This window comes from Caballeronia concitans, assembly GCF_001544615.1.
In the GTDB taxonomy this organism is placed as follows: domain Bacteria; phylum Pseudomonadota; class Gammaproteobacteria; order Burkholderiales; family Burkholderiaceae; genus Caballeronia; species Caballeronia concitans.
In genome coordinates this window covers 290,676-310,245 of the sequence record NZ_FCNV02000004.1, presented here as the reverse complement: position 1 = coordinate 310,245, position 19,570 = coordinate 290,676, and the positions used below count along the sequence as shown (strand labels likewise).

Below are 19,570 nucleotides of genomic sequence, written 5' to 3'. Positions count from 1 at the left end.
AATTTGCGTGCAGCGCGGACGAGCGTGCCGTGACGCGCATGTGCGCTCAATCGGCTTCACCGTTCACGCGCGCGTGTGCTACCTTGAATGCAGCAGCGTTCGATCGTGGAGGCCGCCATGTCAGTGATCGCACCGGACGAAAAAGCGGACTTTCTGGCCATCCTCGCGCGGCATCGTATCGATGCGAGCGATTTTCTCGTGCAGGAAGCGGGCGAATCCGATGTCGTGGACGATGTCTATCCATTGCAGGGACACGTCACGATCGTGCGGCGCTCGACATTGAAAGAGCGCGAGTATCGCATCGGGCACGGCACCGCCTGGGTCGCCATGTTCGAGAAAGACTTGAACAAGGGCGCGTTCGGCTGATGGCTGTGGGCTTACGACGCGCGCCGCATCGACTTACAACGCACTTTTTGAGGCGGAGCACGCGATGAGACCGACCGAATTCGCATCGTTCAAGGCGCACGTCGCCATGCTGCTCCGCGACCTTCCGCGCGGCATGACCGCCGATCTGACCGATGTGGCCGTTGCGTACTGGAACGGCACGCAAGTGGTCGGGGCGTATCTGCGCGATAACGGCTGCATCGACGAAGACTTCGACTTCGACGAAACCGCCTGGGCCTTCTGGCGCGATGAATTCCTGCTTTGGTTCGACGCGCCGCGCTTCTCCGAGCGACGCGATCTGAAAGCCGCGCTGCTTTCAGGCACCTATGCGGCGACGGTCCACGGCGGACAATGGCCCAGGCCGTCCTGACGGCTGCGTTCTACAACGCATTCGCTCTTTCCCTTTCTTAGCGGAATATTGCTTGCTGCGTTTTCGTTCGCTTACGGCGGCGAGCTGTTCAGCTTCCCCGAACGATTCACATCGATTGGCGATACGCCTCGGCCATCAGCGCGCTTACGCGTGCGCGGGCGTCGATGGCATCGCGGGCGGCGGCGGCCAGCATCGAAAAGAGAGAAACGATCATTCCCATGGCGGAAGTCCTTGATTGTTAGGGAGACTAGGTTAACTACCTAGGTAGTTTCCCTATAGTAACACGCTTGACGCGCCGCAGCAAAATGCTTTGCGCCACATGGCGACGCGCAGGTCCGGAGGAGGGGAATGCACATGAAAACGCATCTCTCGGGTCGTACCGTTCTGCTTTCGCTGCTGTTCGTGACGGTGACCGCGATCGCTATCGCCGGTGGATGCAGCGGCAGCAGTTCTTCCTCTTCGGGCACCACGGCGACGGCGGGCGCGTCGAGTCCGCCGGCCGCGTCGAGTCCATCGGGGGCATCGGGTGCTTCGGGTGCATCGGGTGCATCGAGCCCGGCGCCGGCATCGAGCCCCGTGGCCGTCACGAATCCGATGGACGTCGCCACGTATCACAACGACATCGCCCGCACCGGGCAGCAGCTCGCGGAAACCGTGCTCACGCCCGCGAACGTCAACTCGGCGACGTTCGGCAAGCTCGCCGTCTATCCGGTCGATGGCGCCGTCGACGCGCAGCCGCTTTTCCTCGCGAACGTGTCGATCGCGGGCGGCACGCACAACGTGCTGTACGTCGCGACCGAAAGCGCGAACATCTATGCATTCGACGCCGATACCGGCGCGACGCTCTGGAAAGCGACCACGCTCGCCAGCGGCGAATCGCCGAGCGACGACCACGGCTGCGGCCAGATCACGCCGACGATCGGCATCACCGCCACGCCGGTCATCGACCGCACGCGCGGCCCGCATGGCGCGATGTACGTCGTCGGCATGTCGAAGGACGGCGCGGGCCGCTATCACCAGCGCATTCACGCGCTCGACATCGCGACCGGCGCGGAACTGTTCGGCGGGCCGACGGAAATCGCCGCTTCGTACCCGGGCACGGGCGCGGCCAGCCAGAACGGGCGCGTCGTGTTCGATCCGGGGCAGTACGCCGAACGCGCGTCGCTCTTGCTGCTGAACGGCATCATCTATACCGCGTGGACATCGCACTGCGATTTCATGCCCTACACCGGCTGGGTGATGGGCTACGACGCCGCCACGCTCAAGCAGGCGAGCGTGCTGAACGTGACGCCGAACGGTCAGATGGGTTCGATCTGGATGAGCGGCGCGGGTCTCGCATCGGACGGCGCGTCGATCTATTTCCTCGATGCCAACGGCACCTTCGATCCCACGCTGAACGCGCAGGACATGCCGATCCACGGCAACTTCGGCAACGGTTTCCTGAAGCTCGGCACGACGCCGGCGCTCGCCGTCACCGATTACTTCGAGCCGTCGAACACGGTGCAGCAGTCGAACGCCGACGAAGATCTCGGCTCTGGCGGCGCGCTACTGCTGCCCGATCTCGCCGACGCCACCGGCACGGTGCGTCATCTCGCGCTGGGGGCGGGGAAGAACGCGGTGATCTACGTCGTCGATCGCGATGCGATGGGCAAGTTCGATTCGAACGCGGATCACATCTATCAGGAACTCGTCGGGCAGATTAGCGGCCCGATGTTCGGCATGCCGGCGTACTTCAATGGCACGGTGTATTTCGGCGCGGTCGGCGACAGCATCAAGGCGTTCACGATCACGAACGCGCGGCTCTCGGCCACGCCCACGAGCAGGACGCCGAACGTGTTCGGCTCTCCGGGCGCGACGCCGAGCATATCGGCGAACGGCGCGGCGAACGACATCGTCTGGGCGGCGCAGAACGGGACGATCGCGGCGCTCCACGCGTACGACGCGTCGAATCTCTCGCGGACGCTTTACGACAGCAACCAGGCGGGCGCGCGCGATCAGTTCGGTCCGGGCAACAAGTTCATCACGCCGACGATCGCGAACGGCCGGGTGTACGTGGGGACGAAGAGTGGCGTGGCGGTGTTCGGGCTGCTGGCGCGGTAGCGTCGCCGGACAGTCGTTTCGACTAAAAAACGCGTCGAATTAAATAACAAGAACTATCTTCGACTCGATACGATGCCGGAATCGACCAGATAACGAGCCGAACAGGAGACCACCCGTGCCCCGCCCGATTTCCGCGCGCATTCATCCCGATTCCATCCGCCGCAACATCGAGTTTGTGAGGCGCACGGCGACGTCGTCGCGCGTGTGGGCGGTGATCAAGGCGAACGCCTACGGTCACGGCATCGAGCGCATTTATCCGGCGCTCGCACAAGCCGACGGCATCGCGCTGCTCGATCTCGACGAAGCCGTGCGCGTGCGCGAACTCGGCTGGACGAAGCCCGTGCTGCTGCTCGAAGGCATCTTCGAGGCGCGTGACGTGGAGATCGCGGATCGATACCGGCTGACGGTGACCGTGCATTGCGACGAGCAACTCGACCTGCTCGATACCGCGAAGCCGCGTCAGCCCATCGACATTCAACTCAAGATGAACTCCGGCATGAACCGCCTCGGCTTCCGTCCGGACGCCTACAGCCGAGCATGGCGGCGGGCGTCGGGCATGGCGTCGGTCGGCGCGATCGGGCTGATGAGCCACTTCGCGAACGCGGACGATGGCGGCATCGACTGGCAAATCGACGAATTCGACGCGGCCACGCGCGAACTTCCCGGCACGCGTTCGCTCGCGAATTCGGCGGCGGTGCTCTGGCATCCGCGCGCGCATCGCGACTGGGTGCGGCCCGGCACGATTCTCTATGGCGCGTCGCCGACGGGCAGCGCGCGGCACATCGCGGGCCTGCCGCTCGCTGCGGCGATGACGCTGTCGAGCCGCATCATCGGCGTGCAGACGCTCGCGCCGGGCGAGACCATCGGCTACGGGCGCGCTTTCACGGCGGATCGCGCGATGCGTATCGGCGTGGTCGCGTGCGGCTACGCGGACGGTTATCCGCGTCACGCGCCGGCCGGCACGCCCATCGCGATCGATGGCGTGAGGACGCAGCTCGTCGGGCGCGTCTCGATGGACATGCTCACCGTCGATCTGACGCCGTGCCCGGCGGCGGGCATCGGTTCGTCCGTGCAGCTTTGGGGCGATCAGGTGCGCGTCGATGAGGTCGCGGAACCGTCCGGCACCATCGGCTACGAGTTGATGTGCGCGCTCGCGCGGCGCGTGCCCGTCGAGGTCGATGCCGCCGGTTCAATCGATCCGGTCGATTCACCCGTGGCGGCCTGACGATGGACGCGTCGCAACGCATCGACCAGATGATCGCGGAACTGACCGACTGGCGCGGCGCGACGTTCGCGAGCGTGCGCGAAGCCATCCTGGCGGCGGATCCGCAGATCGTCGAGGAATGGAAGTACATGGGAAGCCCGGTGTGGTATCGCGACGGCATGATCGCGGTCGCCAACGCGCACAAGGGCAAGGTCAAGCTCACGTTCGCGCACGGCGCGATGCTCGCCGATCCCGGCAAGCTCTTCAACGCGGGGCTGGAAGGCAACGCGAGACGCGCGATCGATTACTTCGAAGGCGACGAGGTCGATGCGCGCGGCCTGCAAGCGCTCGTTCGCGCGGCCATCGACTTCAACGTGGGCAAGAAGAAGCGCGGGTCCGCCACGTAAAACCGCAAGCAATCACCACCGCGCATCCGACGTTCCCGGCGGCTCGGAAGCCCGCTCGTAGCGCGCCGGCGTGCGCGCGAACTGCGCGCTCGGGCGCACCGCGTCGAGTTCGCCGAAGCCGGACGGCTGCCGCTCCATGAAAGGCGCGAAATCGGGCTTGGCGGCTTGCAATCCGCCATCGATTCGTCCGAGCCCGCGCAGCCAGTGCCCCGTCTGCGCCAGCGACACTTCCACGTGCCAACTGCCGCCTTCCCGCTGCTGCTTCCACATCGCGGCGGCGGCGCCGAACGCCATCAGAAAGCCGCTCGCCATGTCGAGCATCTGCATCGGCAAGGGACGCGGCTTTCCCGCGCCTTCCGCTTCCCCTTCGGCGGCATTGAAGCCCATCGCGGTCTGCACGAGCGAATCGAAGCCGCGCCGATCCGCCCACGGTCCCTCTGTGCCATACGCCGTCAGCGACACATACACGATGCCCGGCCGACGCTCCGCCAGCGCTTCCGGCCCGAAGCCGAGCGCCGCGAGTCCGCCCGGCCGATACCCTTGCGAGAACACGTGCGCTTCGTCGATGAGACGCCACAGCGTCGCGCGCGCGTGTTCGTCGTGCAGATCGAGATGCGCGGAGCGCTTGCCACGGCTCGTATCGGCGATGGCGGAAATATTCGGCAGATGCGGCGAGTTCACGAGCATGACGTCCGCGCCGTACGCGGCCAGCGCGCGCCCGCCGACCGGCCCGGCCAGAATGCGCGTGAAGTCGAGCACGCGCACGCCGGCCAGCGGCCGATCGTTTGCCGACAGCGGCGGCAACGCACGCGGCGGCGCATCGCCGATGCGCGTGATCGTCATCAACGGCTGCGCGGCGATCGCGCGTGCTTGCGGCGTGGCGTCCCATTCGTCGAAGGTGCGCAGCATCGTGACGACGAGACCGCGTTGCGCGCAGGCATCCTCGAAATCGGCGGCGCGCCAGTCGAGCAGGGCGCGCGCGGCGTCTTCCCGCTTCGCGGTGCGCGGATCGAGGCCGAGCACGCGCAGCGCGCCGTCCTGATGATGCTCGAAGTTGGCATGGATGCGCACGTAGCCGTCGGCGCAACGGTAGAGGCCCGAGAACGCGCCCCAGATGTCGGGCGGATGGCCGTCGAGCGTGAAGTGGCCGGTGCATTCGACCGCCGCGTGCGTCATGTCGACGGACACGCGCTGGCGCGGCGCGCCGCGAATGTGCGCCAGCTCGCAGGCGGCGAGCGCGGCGGCGGCGACGGTCGATTGCGCCGCCGTGCCGACTGCGAATGTCGAGGGAAAGACCGGGTCGTGCCCCGGAAGATCGATGAAGGAGAGGGCGTCGCCGGGCAGGCCGGCGAGTCGCCAGAGACGGCTTAGCGTGTCGATGGAGGCGGGCATGGTCGGCGGGCGCATCGCGGGGGAGATGCGGCATTGTCGCGCCGAATCGATGTGATGTCCCGCCTCGCGCCCGTAGCGCGCCCGCTCAGGCGATGCGCCTTAAGCGCGCCGCGTCGCCAGTTCCGCGCCCTGACGCAGCGCTTCGAGCAGGCTGCCTTCGTCGGCGATGCCCTTGCCCGCGATATCGAACGCCGTGCCGTGATCGACCGACGTGCGGATCACGTCGAGCCCGACCGTCACGTTGACGCCGGCTTCGAGGCCCAGCACCTTCACCGGCCCGTGTCCCTGATCGTGATACATCGCGACGACGAGATCGAAATCGCCACGCCCCGCGCGATAGAACAGCGTATCGGCGGGCAGCGGACCGGTCACGTCGAGCCCCTGTTCCTGCAGTTCCTTCACGGCCGGGATGATCTTCTCTTCTTCCTCGCCGTAGCCGAAAAGACCGTTCTCGCCCGCGTGCGGATTGATGCCGCACACGCCGATACGCGGCTTCGCGATTCCCGCCTTCACGAGCGTCGCGTTGCCGCGCTCGATCGTGCGGCGCACGAGACCCGGCTCGATCTTGCGGATCGCGTCGATGATGCCGATGTGCGTCGTCACGTGAATCACGCGCAGCTTCGGCGCGACGAGCATCATCGACACTTCGTCCACGCCCGTCAGATGCGCGAGCATTTCCGTGTGGCCGGGGAACTTGTGGCCGCCCGCGTGCAGCGCTTCCTTGTTGAGCGGCGCGGTGCAGATCGCGTCGATCTGATTCGCCTGCGCCAGTTCGACGGCGCGCGCGATATAGCGATACGCCGCGTCGCCGGCAACCGCCGACAGCTGGCCGAACGGCAGATCGTCGGGAATGAGTTCGAGGTCGATGCAGTCGATCACGCCCGGCTGATACTGCGCCTGCGATGCGTCCTCGATGCGCCGCACGGTCGCGCGCACGCCGGTGATTTCGATGGCGCGTTCGAGACGGCGCGCATCGCCGATCACGAGCGGGCGGCACTGCTGGTACACGGTTTCGTGCGCGAGGCTCTTGACGACGATTTCCGGGCCGACGCCGCTCGCGTCGCCCATCGTGATGCCGATTACGGGAAGATAGTTGGTCATGGTCGTTCGTTCAGATTGAGGTTTCGCGGGCGTCGTTCTTGAGCGCGGCGGCGGGCGTTTCAGCGACGCCGTGCGCGCCGCGCAAGTGCTGGTACGCGCCGAGTAGCGCGTGCTCGCTGCCGAATGCGCCGGCTTTCGTGACGATGGCCGCGCCGTTCGCGGCGCTCGTCGTGTTCGTCGTGTTCGTGGTGGTCGTCGCGCGTCCGAGCGCCACGCCGGCTTCGATTTCGCGTACGAGTTCGAGGCTGCCGACGTTCGCCGCCGCGAGCATCGCGCGGGCCGTTTCGCCGCCGGTCGCGATCAGGCCGCCGAGCGCGTCGAAGTGCGGCGCGACGAGGGCGGCGAGCGCGTTCGAGAGATGCGCGCCTTCGGCGGGATCGAAGGCGTCGTCGCGGCCGATGCGCACGATCAGGTCATGCCCGCCGCGCAGCCTTTGGCCGATGTCGTCGCCCCACGCCGCCCACGCCGAATGGCGCGCGCCGTCGCGCAGCACCGCGGGCGGCACGATCAGTTCCGCGATGCCCGCTTCGCTGCGCAGCATCGCGCATTGCCGCTCCGACACCGCCGAGAGGCTGCCGACGAGCGCGAGCACCGGCCCGTGCGCCACGTCCGCCGATGCGGGGCGCGCGGTGATTGCGGCGGGCGCATCGAAGAGATCGGGCAGCGCGGCGAGTTCGCGCGCGAGGCCGCCCGAGCCGACCCAGAAGAAAGGCGTATCGAGCGATGCCGTGATGCGGGCGAGCGCGGCGAGATCGTCGCTGGTTTCGGCATCGACGATCAGCGCGCCGATGCCTTCCGCCGCCGCCGCCGCGATTCTTGCCGCGAGCGATTGCGGCGCGTCGCGCAGCGTCGCGAGAGAAATGTGTGCGGTCTTCAGGCCCGCTGCTTCGAGCATCGCGCCCAGGCGCGCGTCGCATCCCGCGTGTTCCAGTTGCCAGGTTTCGGTCTCTTCGAGCGGCACGCCGTTCACGAAGACGACGCCTTCGCGCACCGCGCGGCCCGTCGCCGGAAACGCGGGCGCGACGATCGCCGGACCCGCGAGCCGCGCGAGCGCCGCGACTTCGGCGGTCCAGTTGCCGCGCAGCGTCGAATCGATCTTCTTGTACAGATGCCGCCCCGGCGCGCGCAGTACGTGGCACGCATCGGCGACGCGGGCGGCCGCATCGGCGGGGGAGAGGCGGCGCGTGTCGGTGTCGGCGGCGATGACCGTCGCGCCTTCGTCCGGCGCGTTCGGGTCCAGCGTGACGACCGTCTTGCGGCCCGCCGCCGCGAACGCGATCGCGCAGTCGGCGGCGCCGGAGAGATCGTCGGCGAGAATCAACATGCTCGTGGACTTCGCGTTCATCGCGTTCATTGCCGTCATTGAGCGGCTCCGCGCTTCGCCGTCGAATCCAGCGCGGCGCGGGCGTCGCTGCGGGCGGTGACGCGCTTCGCGATTGCCGCGGTGAGGATCGGTGTCACGATGGACGTCACAACCACGCATGCCGCGACTAGCAGCGTCGCGGATTTCGCCGCTTCCTCGTAGACCGGATTCGCCGCCGCGATCAGCGCCGGGACCGCCGCCGCATTGCCTGCGGTATTGGCCGCCGCCGCGCCCGCGACGCCGGTGCCGCCCGTCAGACGATCCGCGATGTAGAGCGGAATACCGGTGACGACGACGACCGCGAGTCCCAGCCCGATGCCGAGCAGGCCCGCCTGCCACACCTTGTGCAGATCGAGGCCCGCGCCGAGCGCGAGCGCGAAGAACGGAATCATCACCGGCACCGCGCGGCCGAGAAAGTCGCGCATGTCGCGGTCGAGATTGCCGAGCAGCATGCCGACGGCGAGCGGCAGGATGCTGCCGACGAGCGTAGGCCACGGAAACGCCGAGAGGCCCGCGACGCCGAGCGTGACCATCGTGAGGAACGGGCCGGATTCGAGCGACATGATCGTGTATGCGCCGACATCCTCCTTGCGTCCGTACTGGCCCATCAGCGCCATGTAGAGGCCGCCGTTGGTGTCGTTCATCGCGGCGACGACGGCGAGCGTCGAAATGCCCGCGAACATGCCGGAGCTGATCGGCTGCTCGCCGAGAAAATGTCCGAGGACGATGCCCGCGAGAATCGCCATGCCGACTTTCGTAATGAAGAGCGCGCCGCCTTTCTTGAGCAGATAAGGCGTGGCTTTCACATCGATGCCCGCGCCCATGCACACATAGAACACCGCGAGGATCGGCAGCGCGCCGGTGAAGAGCGCGTTCGTGAACGAGCCGAAGAACTTCGGCATGCCCGGCAGGAAGGTTGCGATCAGCGAGCCGATCAGAAGCGGCACGATCATCATGCCGCCGGGTACGCGCTCGATCGCACGCTTGATTGGAATCTGGGCCATGTGGTGTCTCCGGAAGAGTTTTTTGCCGTTTCGATCAAAAAAATGATCGGTTCGATCAATCGCTAGTGTAATGTTTGATCGAACCGCGCGCAATTGCCGCTATGTGCGCGTTTACACTGATCGAACCGCGCAGCGCAATGCGCGTGCAATGATCGATTCGGTCATGGGCGCGCTCGCCGCCCCGTTAGCGAGCGATCCAGCATCGCGCGCGCCCGGAATCGCCGCGCGATTCGATAAACTTGGCGGCCCGCCGCGCACAGGCATGCACGCCGCGCCACGCCCATCGACAGGAACCGCATGAAAGTAGAGAAACGCCGCGAGGCGATGCTGCAAGCCGTGCTCTCCGGCATGAACGATGTCGCCGCGCTCTGCGAGCACTTCGGCATGTCGGAGGCGACCGTGCGCCGCGATCTGCGCGCGCTCGCCGACGAACGCCGCATCGTGCGGACATACGGCGGCGCGGCGTCGGTGGGCGCGCACGAGCCGGAGGAATCGCTCGATACGCGGCGCGAGAGTTTTCGCGAGCAGAAGGAAGCCATCGCGCGGGCAGCGGCGCGTCACGTGCAGGACGGCGACACGCTCTTTCTCGATGGCGGCACCACGACCGCCGCGCTCGCGCGCTGCCTCGCGGGGCGCAAGGAGGTTCAGGTCATCACGAACAATCTGCTGGCGGTGAGCGCGCTCGCGTCTGCGGATGTGCGCGTGACGCTGATCGGCGGCGACGTGCGGCCGTCGAGCATGAGCACGCTCGGGCCGATCGCGCAGGTTGCGCTGTCGCGGCTCACGTTCGACAAGGCGTTTCTCGGCGCGGACGGCGTGGTCGCGGGCCGTGGGCTTTGCGAAGCGACGGCGGAGCAGGCGTTTCTGAAGGAGTGCATCGTCGCGCAGGCGGCGAGCGTGTTCGTGCTGGTGACATCGGACAAGCTGGAGCGCGCGAGCCAGCAGCATTGGACGCCGCTCGAACGCGACTGGACGCTCGTGACGGATTCTTTCGCCGATGCCGCCGCCGTCGAGCGGTTCATGCAGCGCGGCAGCGTGACCGTGGAGCGCGCGGAGGTGGACGCGCGGTAGCGCTGCGGTTCGTTATCGGGACGCCAGCGTCAGGACCTTTTCGACTTCGCTCAGGTCGACCGGCTTGGTCAGATGCGCGTCGAAGCCGGCGGCGCGCGTGCGGGCGATGTCTTCGTCGGAACCGAGACCGGTCATCGCGGCGACGATGACGTGCGCGCCGCCGTCGGCGCGCACGCGCTCGCGTATGCCGCGAATGACGTCGAAGCCCGTGAGTCCCGGCATCGACAGATCGAGCAACACCACGTCGGGCCGGCGCTCGTCGAACAGATGCAGCGCTTCCTTGCCGTCGTACGCGGCGCGCGCGGCGTGGCCGAGCATGTCGACGACGAGCGTCATGCTGTCGGCGGAATCGCGGTTGTCGTCGACGACGAGCACTTCCAGTTGCCGATCCGCCGGCGCGCCCGGTGCCGCCGGCTTCGGCGCGCCCGGCGCGCTCGCCTGCGCGAGCGGCAGCCACAGGCTGAACACGCTCCCTTTGCCCGGCCCGTCGCTCTTCGCCTCGACGTGCCCGCCGTGAAGCTCGGCGATCGCGCGCACGAGCGTCAGGCCGATGCCGAGGCCGCCTTCGTCGGCATGCGCGCCCGGCGGATGCTCCTGCACGAAGAGATCGAACACGGCGCCGAGCGCATCGGCGGAAATGCCGCGCCCTTCGTCGATCACGCGCAACAGCGCCGTCCCGCCGCGCGCGCCGACTTCCAGCCTGATGGTCGAACCGGGCGGACTGAACTTCGACGCGTTGTTCAGCAGGTTGTTGAGCGCCTGCACGAGCCGCGTGGAATCGCCGTTGACGCTGACCGCCCCCGCGCCGTCCTCGACGACGAGACGCTGCTGCCGCGCATCGAACGACGGCTGGCTCGCCTCGGCGCTGAGATGCACCACGTCCGCGAGATCGACGATACCGGTCGCGAGGCGGATTTTGCCCGAACTGACGCGGCCCGCTTCGAGCAGATCGTCGACGAGCTTGGTCAGATGCGCGAGCTGCCGGTCGACGATCTGGCGGCTGCGGACCACGTCGGCGTCGTCGGACGCCTTCAGTTTCAGGATGCTCACCGCGTTGCGGATGGGCGCGAGCGGATTGCGCAACTCGTGGCCGAGCAGCGCGAGAAATTCGTTCATGCGCCGGCTGGACGCTTCCAGTTCTTCGAGGCGGCGGCGCGAGGTCATGTCACGCGTGATCGCGACGAAATCCTGCGCGCTGCCATCGGAGTTCGGCAGCGCGCTCAGCGTCGCGCGCGCCCAGAACTCGGAGCCGTCCTTGCGCACGCGCCAGCCTTCCAGCTCGACGCGGCCGTGCTCGCTCGCGCGGCCGAGCGTGTCGCCGGGGCGGTGGCGGGCGACTTCGTCGGGCGTGTAGAAGAGCGCGAAATGCCGGCCGATCGCTTCTTCCGCCGTGTAGCCGTACAGCGCGCTCGCGCCCTCGTTCCACGAGCGCACGATGCCGTCGGAATCGAGCATGTAGATCGCGTAATCGCTGACCGAATCGATCAGAAGACGCAGGCGATGGTTCGCCGCCGTCGCGCGCAGGCGGTCCGTGATGTCGTGGATGAAGCACGTGAACTGGCGCTGGCCCTCGTACCAGACTTCGCTGATCGTCAGCTCGGCGGCGAACTCCGTGCCGTCGCGGCGGCGCGCGGGCAGTTCGACGCGCGTATCGATCACGCGCGCCTCGCCCGTCGCCAGATAGCGCGTGAGCCCTGCGCGATGCGCGGCGCGGTGCCGCTCGGGCACGATGAATTGTGCAAGCTCCTGATGCATCACTTCTTGTGGACGCCAGCCGAAAAGACGCGTCGCGGCCTCGTTCCAGTAAATGACCAGGCCGGCTTCGTCGATGGACACGAACGCGACGTGCGCATTGTCGAGGACGGTGCGGCGGCGGCGCAGCGCGTCGGCGAGCTTTTTCTCGAATTCCACCCGCAGCGACGATTCGATGCTCAACGTCGCGCTGACGGTCGCGTTCTGTTCGAGGAGCTGACGGTTTTCCTGCGCGATCTCTTCCCGCGCGATGGTTTCCGCGATGCACGCGCAGAACGCGTTGAGAATTGCGATATCCGCCTGGCCGAACTGTTCCGGCTCGCCGGACATGAGCTTCAGCACCGCGACCGACCGGCCTTCATAGATAACGGGTGCGACCACCATCGACGCCGCGCCGACGGCCTGGCACGCCGCGCGGTCCACGCGATGGTCGTTCGCGGTGTTGCGGCTGACGAGCGCTTCCTGCCGCGTGATGCACAGCCCCGACAGGCTGCCGGCGGCCGGCAGCCGCGTGCCGACGTGGCGCGCAGCGGCGCCGCTCGCCGCGCGATAAACGAGTTCGTCGCCGTCGATCCATTCGATCACGGACGACGCGACGCCCGCCACTTCGCGCAGCGTATCGGTGACTTTCTGCAGATACTCCGGCAGCGGCAGCCGGGAATGGGCGAGGCTCGCGAACGTGGCGAACCATCGCTGGAAATGAGCCTGACGTTTCGGATGGGCCTTGAATCTTTTATCCGCGGTTGAAGTCTCGTACTGAAAGCGCATGGCCCTTTTTTGCATCGATCGAGGCGGAAGTTTGGATTGCGACGATTATCGCGGTATTTATTTGCCCTAATTTGAACACAAAAGAACGCCAAACGTTTGCTTAAAACAGACCATGCAATTTTTGTCGACGCGTCGACGAAACAGCAGGAAAGCAGTGCTGAAGAAAGGATTTAGGTCCACATAAATCCGGTAATAACGACTCGGCGTGCATAATCATTCAGACGAATAATTTCCGATTCAGGCGAGCGCTGTTTCGCCCGATGCCTGCTGCGCGCTTTCGCTGCCGCTCGCGGCAACCCATCGGCTCTTGCCCGAGCGTTTCGCGGCGTAGAGCGCGTTGTCCGCGTCGCGCAGCACGCCGTCGAGTTCGGTGTGATTGCGATCGAACATCGCAATGCCGATGCTCGCGCCGATCGTCAGCGCGCCGTCGCCTTCACAATGGAACGGCTTGCCCAGCTCGACGACCAGCAGGTCCGCGAGGGCGAGCGGATCGATGCTCGGCGGCGCGACGATCACGAACTCGTCGCCGCCGAGCCGCGCGACCAGCGCGTCGTCGCCCGTCAGATGCCGCAGCCGGCGCGCGACGAGCGCGAGCAGCGTGTCGCCGACTTCATGGCCGCAGGCGTCGTTGATCGCCTTGAAGCCGTCGAGGTCGAGATAGAGCAGCGCGTCGTAGGCGCGATCGTGCGCCCGGCCGTGCAGCATGCGATAGCGCACCGCCTGGAACAGCCCGGCGCGGTTCAGGAGACCGGTGAGTTCGTCGTGGCGCGCGCGGCGGTCGTTTTCCTGTTCGGCTTTCATCGTCGAGACGAGCATGCCGTTCAGACGCCACGCGGCGGCGCTCATCGCGAAGAGATAGAACGGGATTTGCAGCAGCGTGAGCAGCAGCGTCGGCTCGCCCGAGAGCAATGCGCCGATGCAGCACGGCCCGAGCGACAGAAAGATCATCGCCGCGACGAGACGCGGCGCGCCGAAGTTGCGAAAGCAGATGCCGCCGACCATCGCGGCTGCCGAGAGGAACGAGAGCGTCGCGGCTACCCAGTCGCCGGACAGCACGCTGACGAGCGCGCCGTAGCCGACCGTGGCGCCCCAGAGCGGCGCGAGGAGCACATAGGTATCGGTGAGCGTCGATTTGCCGGCGCGGGCGCGGCGGCGCGCGACGATCAGCACGGCGAGCCGCGCGAGACAGACGGCGACTTCGAGCGCGAGCCAGATATCGAACGCGAACGACGGATGCCGCGTCTGGAGCACCCACGCGACCCCGATGGTGTTGAACACGCCGCCCGCGAAGATCGGCAGCGTGCCGAACAGGCTGCCTACGAGCGCGACGCGGATGGCGCGCGGAATGTCCGGGCCCGCGTGCAGCAACCACGTCGCCGCGCGCCCGCGCGGGAGGGTGAACGATTCGGTCTGTAGGTCCATGTTCGCGATGTGCAGTGGCCGAGCAAATGCTCGGCCTTAGGGACAGTTGCTCAACACATCGGATAACGGAATGAAAGAATCGAACTTTATAGCGGAGAGGGGATGGGCGCGCTTGTTTCGTTGATCAAACGTTTGCGCGCATTCCGGCAATCAAACTGTTTCGGATTCCACGCTTGCCCGCGGAGCGGCCTGAATGTCGCGCGTGTTCTTTTGAACCGCGATCGCGCCGAACAGCGCGAGCCCGAAGGACATCGCGTAGAAACCCTTTTCGCTCAGTGCGAGCGTCGCATTGAAAAGACCGGCGGCAAGCAGACCGATTGCCAGCACGAGCGCAATCCAGCTGAGGCCGAAATACAGCTTCGTCACGGGAATGCCTTCGACGCGATCGCGCACCGTCTTCTGCAGTGAGATCGCGGCGAAAAGCCCGAACACGAGCACGGTGAAGTAATAGCCTTTTTCGTTCAACTGCATGCCGGCGTTCCACAATCCGGCCAGATAGGCGGCGAAGCCCGCGCACAATGCGCCCCACGACGCGACGACGAAGGCGGCCGAGGGCCGTTGGGAAGGGATGCTAACCATGTTTATGAGTTCCTTTTTCAATCAACGACGCCCTGACGCGGGCGTATCGACGGGCACTCTAGCAGGGATGTTTTCTGAGAGAAAGGCGGCGCGCTTCGTGTTCTAAGCCGCGTTGCGCCCCGCATCCACGATCTCGTCCATCAACAGCCGCACGCCCGCCGAAAGCTGCGCGTCGCGGCGCGTGACCATCTCATAAGGCTCGCTTTTCGATGTGAACGCGAGCGGCAGCGTGCACACGACGCCATGCGCCGTGCAAAAGCGCGCGACATCTACGGATACGAGCGCCACGAGCGACGGATTCTTTTCCAGAAGCGCGAGCGTCGCGAACGCCGATGTCGTTTCGAGCAAATGCGAGGGAAAACGCAAGCCCGCGTCGTGGAATTCGCGCTCGAGCAGAAGGCGCATCGGCATATTCGCGCGATACACCACCCAGCGATGCTTCGCCAGATCGTTCAGCGCGACGCGCCGCCGCTTCGCGAGCGGATGATCGACGTTCGCGATCACGGCAAGCGTCTCCTGCTGCACGACGACGCTGTCGTACAGATACGGCGTCTGGCTCACGGTCGTGCGGCACACGGCGACATCGAGCCGTCCCGCGTCGATGAGGCCGAGCAGCGTCGCGCTCGTATCCTCGACGATCTCCACCGACATTTCCGGCTGACGCGCGCTGACAGCGGTGATCGCATCCGTGACGAGCGGGACCGCGCCCATGATCACGCCGACCGACACGCGCCCGCCATAGCCGCGCATGATGCCGACGATCTCCTCCCGCAAATGCGCGATATCCGTGTGAATGAGCCGCGCATAACGGATCACGCAATGCCCGACCGCGTTCGGCTCCAGCCCGCGATGCGTCCGCACGAAAAGCGGCGTGCCGAACGTCGTTTCGATTTCATGCAGCGCCTTGCTCGCGCCCGGCTGCGTGAGCGCGAGTTGCTTCGCCGCGCCGAGCAGCGAGCCGCGTTCCTCCAACGCAATGAGCAGGCGCAACTGCCTGACGTGCAGGCGCGAGAGAATCGAATTGAGCGATGGCGTCATGAGCGGTTCAGCCGATATGGCTTGAGAGAAAGTTATACCCTTATCACACGCCGTCAGTATCGCGGACCGGAATGCGTCCGTATACTCGGCCACGCGATATAACCTTCCGTCATTCCATCATGGCTCTCATCAATTACATCACGCAGATTCAGTTCGACTACGGCGCGGTGCGCCTGCTCGCCGGCGAGTGCGAGCGCTTCGGCATTCGCCGTCCGTTGATCGTGACCGATGCGGGCATCCGCGCGGCCGGCCTGCTCGACAAAGTTATCGATGCGCTCGGCCCGAACTTCGCCGCGCCCGTCTTCGATGCCACGCCGCCCAACCCGAACGAAGCCGCCGTGCGCGCGGCGGTCGAGCTGTATCGCGCGAACGATTGCGACGGCGTGATCGCGGCGGGCGGCGGTTCGTCGATCGATCTGGCGAAGGGCGTCGCCGTCTGCGCGACGCACGAAGGCCCGCTGCAAAGCTTCGCGGTGATCGAAGGCGGCCTCGCGCGCATCACGGCGAAGACCGCGCCGGTCATCGCCATTCCGACGACGGCCGGCACCGGCAGCGAAGTGGGCCGCGGCGCGATCCTGATTCTCGACGACGGCCGCAAGGTCGGCGTGATTTCTCCGCATGTCGTGCCGAAGGTCGCCATCTGCGATCCGGAACTGACGTTCGGCCTGCCGCCGATGATGACCGCCGCGACCGGCATGGACGCCATCGCGCATTGTCTGGAGACGTTCATGGCGCCGGCGTTCAACGCGCCCGCCGACGGCATCGCGCTCGACGGCCTCTGGCGCGCGTGGCGGCACATCGAGCGCGCAACCCGCGACGGCTCCGACCGCGCCGCGCGCTGGAACATGATGAGCGCGTCGATGCAAGGCGCGCTCGCGTTCCAGAAGGGCCTCGGCTGCGTGCACAGCCTGAGCCATTCGCTCGGCGGCATCAATCCCAGGCTGCATCACGGCACGCTCAACGCCATCTTTCTGCCGGCGGTGATCGCGTTCAACAGCAGCGCGCCTTCGATGCAGGAAGAAGGCAAGCTCGCGCGCATCGCGCAGGCGATGGGCCTCGCTTCCGGCGACGACGTGGGCGACGCCATCCGCACCATGACCGCGACGCTCGGTCTGCCGCGCGGCCTCGCGGAACTGGGCGTGACGCGCGATCTGTTCCCGCGGATCATCGCCGGGGCGCTGAAGGATCACAGCCACAAGACGAATCCGCGCGATGCGTCGAGCGAGGACTACGCGGCGATACTGGAAGCGTCGATGTAAGCGGAGCGCGCAGTTCAGTTTGCGGCATCGCAACAAAAGACTAGGGAAAACCCCTAGTCTTTGTTACAATGTGCGGCAAATTCTGGATTCACTGTCATGCGCACCCGTTACGTCATTCTCGAAAAGATCGCTTTTACGCTGCTCACGCTGTCGGCCGTGGTCGATGCCAGCTATATCACGTGGGAAAAACATCCGAACTTCCGTGAAAACGTCACGGAACTGGTCAAGATGGGTTCCGACCTGAATTACGCGACGGCGACCATCGACGGGTCCACGATGATGCCGCTGGCGTTCAACTAAACAGCCAGACAGCCGCCGCCGCGCGGCTGTTTTCGTTTCACCTCCGCATTTTCCTCCGATACCCGCTATACGGCCCCGCGTCGCACGGCGCGCGCGGCTTGTCCTATGCTGGCGGCTTCCTCAAGCGTTGCCGCCGCGCGTGTCCACCGTTCTTCATTCCGACGCCGCTTTCGGCGCTCAGCTTCGCAGCTTCGCGCGCGCGATCGGGCAGATCGTTCTTCAGCGGAACGCCGCGACCGGCGCGCTGCTGTTCGCCGGCGTGCTCTGCGCGAGCCCGCGCCTCGCGTGCGCGCTCGTGATCGGCGCGATCGTCGGCAACGTCATCACGGTCATCACCGATTCCGCCGATTCCCTCGTCATCCGCGAGGACCTCTACGGCTTCAACGGCGCGCTCGCTGCGCTGGCGGCGTTCACGTTCATCCGCGATGCGTCGCAGGCGACGGCTGTCGCCATCGTCGCGGCGATGTTCGCGACGCTGCTCGCCAGCCCGCTCACGCGCGCGCTTTCGCTTCGCGACTTGCCGATCTTTTCGAGCCCGGCGATCATCGTCACCTGGTGCTGGATGCCGTTGCTCGCCGATCGCGGCGAAGTCGGCGCGCTCGGGCCGGTGCGGGCAGGCGTCGCCGCGCTGACGATGTCCGCGTTCGCGGGCCTCGCGCCCATCGTGTTCGCATCCGGCGCGGTCGCGGGCGCGTTCATCGCGGCGGGCTTGTTTGCCGCGCGGCCTGCACGCGCGGGCTGGGCGCTCGCGGGCAGCGCGCTCGGCGCGGCGCTGCACGGGCTGTGCGGCACGAGCGACGCCGTGTTGCTCTCGGGCGCGTGTGGCTTCAATGCGGCGCTCGCGGCGCTTGCCATCGCACCGCAGGGCGCGCGCTACGCGTTCGTCGCGATCGCGCTGGCGGTGGCGATCGAGCGCATCGCGGATTGCGCCGGCATCGCGGCGCTCACCGCGCCGTTCGTGCTCGCGTCGTGGGCGACGATGCTTGTCGCGCGGCGCGTCGAAGGATCATCGAAAGGAGGAGGCTCGCATGTCGTTCACCCACACATTTGAGCGCAGGATCGGCGAAAGCGGGCCGCGCTCGGCCGCCGAAACCGCGACGCGCGTCGATCTGGCGGCGGCGTATCGGCTCGTCGCGCTGAACGGCTGGGACGATGTCGTCTACACGCACATTTCCGCGAGCGTACCGGGCGAGCCGGGGCGCTTTCTCATCAACCCGTTCGGGCTGGCGTTCGACGAAGTGACAGCATCGAATCTCGTGAAGATCGATATCGACGGCAACGTGATCGGCGAAAGCGCCCATCCGGTCAACGCGACCGGCTTCGCGCTGCACGCCGCCGTCCATGCCGCGCGCGCCGACGCCGCGTGCGTGATGCATCTGCACGTGCGCGAGGCGATCGCGGTATCGACGCAGCCGCACGGCCTGCTGCCGGCCTCTCAGCACGCGATGCGCTTTCACGGCCATCTCGCGTATCACGATTACGAAGGCCTCGCGTTTTCGCGTGCGGAAGGCGAGCGGCTCATCGCGAGTCTCGGCGAGCATCGCGCGATGCTTCTGCGCAATCACGGGCCGCTGACGCTCGGGCGGACCATCGCGGAGGCTTACGTGCTGATGGATATGCTCGTCAAGGCATGCGATATTCAACTGCGCGCGCTGGCGGGCGTGGGGAAGATGATCGTGCCGACGCCGGAAGTCGTCACGCGCACGGCGGCGCAATTGCACGACGGCGATGCTATCGAAGGCGCGCTCGAATGGCCCGCGCTGCTGCGAAAGCTTGCGCGCATCGACCCGTCTTATCGTGACTAGAACTCACTCGGAGGAATCAACGCAATGCCGACTTTCAACATCCAGCTCTTCGAAGGCCGCACGGTGGAAGAGAAGCGCAAGTTCGTCGAGGCGATCACGCGCACGACCTGCGAGACGCTCGGCTGCGAGCCGGGTTCGGTGGACATCATCCTGACGGACGTGAAGCGCGAGAACTGGGCGACCGCGGGCAAGCTGTGGTCGGAGCAATAGCGCTTCGATGCGCACGCGGCAGCGCGACGCCGCCGCGTGCG

General features: G+C 66.6%; 19 protein-coding genes. 11 read left to right on the top strand and 8 right to left on the bottom strand.

The window, feature by feature from the left end; genetic code table 11:
- Positions 1–117 precede the first annotated feature (117 nt).
- The 5 genes from AWB72_RS13710 (at position 118) to AWB72_RS13690 (ending at position 4,465) form a co-directional block, all read left to right on the top strand.
- Complete coding sequence (locus AWB72_RS13710; protein ID WP_040052711.1) at positions 118–366, top strand: hypothetical protein; 249 nt, start codon at positions 118–120, stop codon at positions 364–366.
- A gap of 64 nt (positions 367–430) precedes the next feature.
- Positions 431–754, top strand: a complete 324-nt coding sequence (locus AWB72_RS13705; RefSeq protein ID WP_040052583.1) for a hypothetical protein — start codon at positions 431–433, stop codon at positions 752–754.
- Between the two features lie 354 nt (positions 755–1,108).
- Positions 1,109–2,854: an outer membrane protein assembly factor BamB family protein gene (locus tag AWB72_RS13700; RefSeq protein ID WP_040052710.1), complete on the top strand. Its 1,746-nt coding sequence runs from the start codon at positions 1,109–1,111 to the stop codon at positions 2,852–2,854.
- Between the two features lie 115 nt (positions 2,855–2,969).
- Complete coding sequence (alr, locus tag AWB72_RS13695; RefSeq protein WP_040052582.1) at positions 2,970–4,079, top strand: alanine racemase; 1,110 nt, start codon at positions 2,970–2,972, stop codon at positions 4,077–4,079.
- Positions 4,080–4,081: 2 nt separating this feature from the next.
- A complete protein-coding gene (locus tag AWB72_RS13690; protein ID WP_040052581.1) occupies positions 4,082–4,465 on the top strand; it encodes a DUF1801 domain-containing protein in 384 nt (127 codons plus the stop codon).
- Between the two features lie 12 nt (positions 4,466–4,477).
- Here the strand turns inward: AWB72_RS13690 and AWB72_RS13685 are convergent, their stop codons facing one another.
- The 4 genes from AWB72_RS13685 to AWB72_RS13670 all read right to left on the bottom strand — a co-directional run bounded on the left by AWB72_RS13685 (position 4,478) and on the right by AWB72_RS13670 (position 9,325).
- Complete coding sequence (locus AWB72_RS13685; protein ID WP_052450092.1) at positions 4,478–5,857, bottom strand: CoA transferase; 1,380 nt, start codon at positions 5,855–5,857, stop codon at positions 4,478–4,480.
- A 99-nt stretch (positions 5,858–5,956) separates the two neighbouring features.
- The gene (pdxA, locus tag AWB72_RS13680) at positions 5,957–6,958 is read right to left on the bottom strand and encodes a 4-hydroxythreonine-4-phosphate dehydrogenase PdxA (protein ID WP_040052579.1); all 1,002 of its coding nucleotides are present in this window, start codon (positions 6,956–6,958) and stop codon (positions 5,957–5,959) included.
- A 10-nt stretch (positions 6,959–6,968) separates the two neighbouring features.
- Positions 6,969–8,321, bottom strand: a complete 1,353-nt coding sequence (locus AWB72_RS13675; protein WP_244285617.1) for a four-carbon acid sugar kinase family protein — start codon at positions 8,319–8,321, stop codon at positions 6,969–6,971.
- Positions 8,318–9,325: a 2-keto-3-deoxygluconate permease gene (locus AWB72_RS13670; protein WP_040052578.1), complete on the bottom strand. Its 1,008-nt coding sequence runs from the start codon at positions 9,323–9,325 to the stop codon at positions 8,318–8,320. The genes AWB72_RS13675 and AWB72_RS13670 overlap by 4 nt, the downstream gene beginning before the upstream one ends.
- A 297-nt stretch (positions 9,326–9,622) precedes the next feature.
- Here AWB72_RS13670 and AWB72_RS13660 point away from each other — a divergent pair, with 297 nt between their 5' ends.
- The gene (locus tag AWB72_RS13660) at positions 9,623–10,396 is read left to right on the top strand and encodes a DeoR/GlpR family DNA-binding transcription regulator (protein WP_040052576.1); all 774 of its coding nucleotides are present in this window, start codon (positions 9,623–9,625) and stop codon (positions 10,394–10,396) included.
- A 12-nt stretch (positions 10,397–10,408) separates the two neighbouring features.
- On the opposite strand, the gene AWB72_RS13655 is transcribed toward AWB72_RS13660, so the two are convergent.
- The 4 genes from AWB72_RS13655 to AWB72_RS13640 form a co-directional block, all read right to left on the bottom strand.
- The gene (locus AWB72_RS13655; RefSeq protein ID WP_040052575.1) at positions 10,409–12,916 is read right to left on the bottom strand and encodes a hybrid sensor histidine kinase/response regulator; all 2,508 of its coding nucleotides are present in this window, start codon (positions 12,914–12,916) and stop codon (positions 10,409–10,411) included.
- Positions 12,917–13,153: 237 nt separating this feature from the next.
- Positions 13,154–14,338, bottom strand: a complete 1,185-nt coding sequence (locus AWB72_RS13650) for a GGDEF domain-containing protein (RefSeq protein ID WP_040052574.1) — start codon at positions 14,336–14,338, stop codon at positions 13,154–13,156.
- A 150-nt stretch (positions 14,339–14,488) separates the two neighbouring features.
- A complete protein-coding gene (gene yiaA / locus AWB72_RS13645) occupies positions 14,489–14,917 on the bottom strand; it encodes an inner membrane protein YiaA (protein WP_040052573.1) in 429 nt (142 codons plus the stop codon).
- 102 nt (positions 14,918–15,019) lie between these two features.
- The gene (locus AWB72_RS13640; RefSeq protein ID WP_040052572.1) at positions 15,020–15,955 is read right to left on the bottom strand and encodes a LysR family transcriptional regulator; all 936 of its coding nucleotides are present in this window, start codon (positions 15,953–15,955) and stop codon (positions 15,020–15,022) included.
- Positions 15,956–16,074: 119 nt separating this feature from the next.
- Here AWB72_RS13640 and gbd point away from each other — a divergent pair, with 119 nt between their 5' ends.
- The 5 genes from gbd (at position 16,075) to AWB72_RS13615 (ending at position 19,529) form a co-directional block, all read left to right on the top strand.
- Positions 16,075–17,214: a 4-hydroxybutyrate dehydrogenase gene (gbd, locus tag AWB72_RS13635; protein WP_040052571.1), complete on the top strand. Its 1,140-nt coding sequence runs from the start codon at positions 16,075–16,077 to the stop codon at positions 17,212–17,214.
- A gap of 96 nt (positions 17,215–17,310) precedes the next feature.
- A complete protein-coding gene (locus AWB72_RS13630; RefSeq protein WP_040052570.1) occupies positions 17,311–17,514 on the top strand; it encodes a hypothetical protein in 204 nt (67 codons plus the stop codon).
- A 139-nt stretch (positions 17,515–17,653) separates the two neighbouring features.
- Positions 17,654–18,565, top strand: a complete 912-nt coding sequence (locus AWB72_RS13625) for an urea transporter (RefSeq protein ID WP_040052569.1) — start codon at positions 17,654–17,656, stop codon at positions 18,563–18,565.
- Positions 18,543–19,319 (top strand): class II aldolase/adducin family protein, encoded by a 777-nt coding sequence (locus AWB72_RS13620; RefSeq protein WP_040052568.1) that lies wholly within the window; start codon positions 18,543–18,545, stop codon positions 19,317–19,319. The genes AWB72_RS13625 and AWB72_RS13620 overlap by 23 nt, the downstream gene beginning before the upstream one ends.
- 24 nt (positions 19,320–19,343) lie before the next feature.
- Positions 19,344–19,529 carry a 4-oxalocrotonate tautomerase gene (locus AWB72_RS13615; RefSeq protein WP_008347661.1) on the top strand — a complete coding sequence of 62 codons (186 nt, stop codon included), beginning with the start codon at positions 19,344–19,346 and terminating at the stop codon, positions 19,527–19,529.
- The last annotated feature ends 41 nt before the right edge of the window (positions 19,530–19,570 follow it).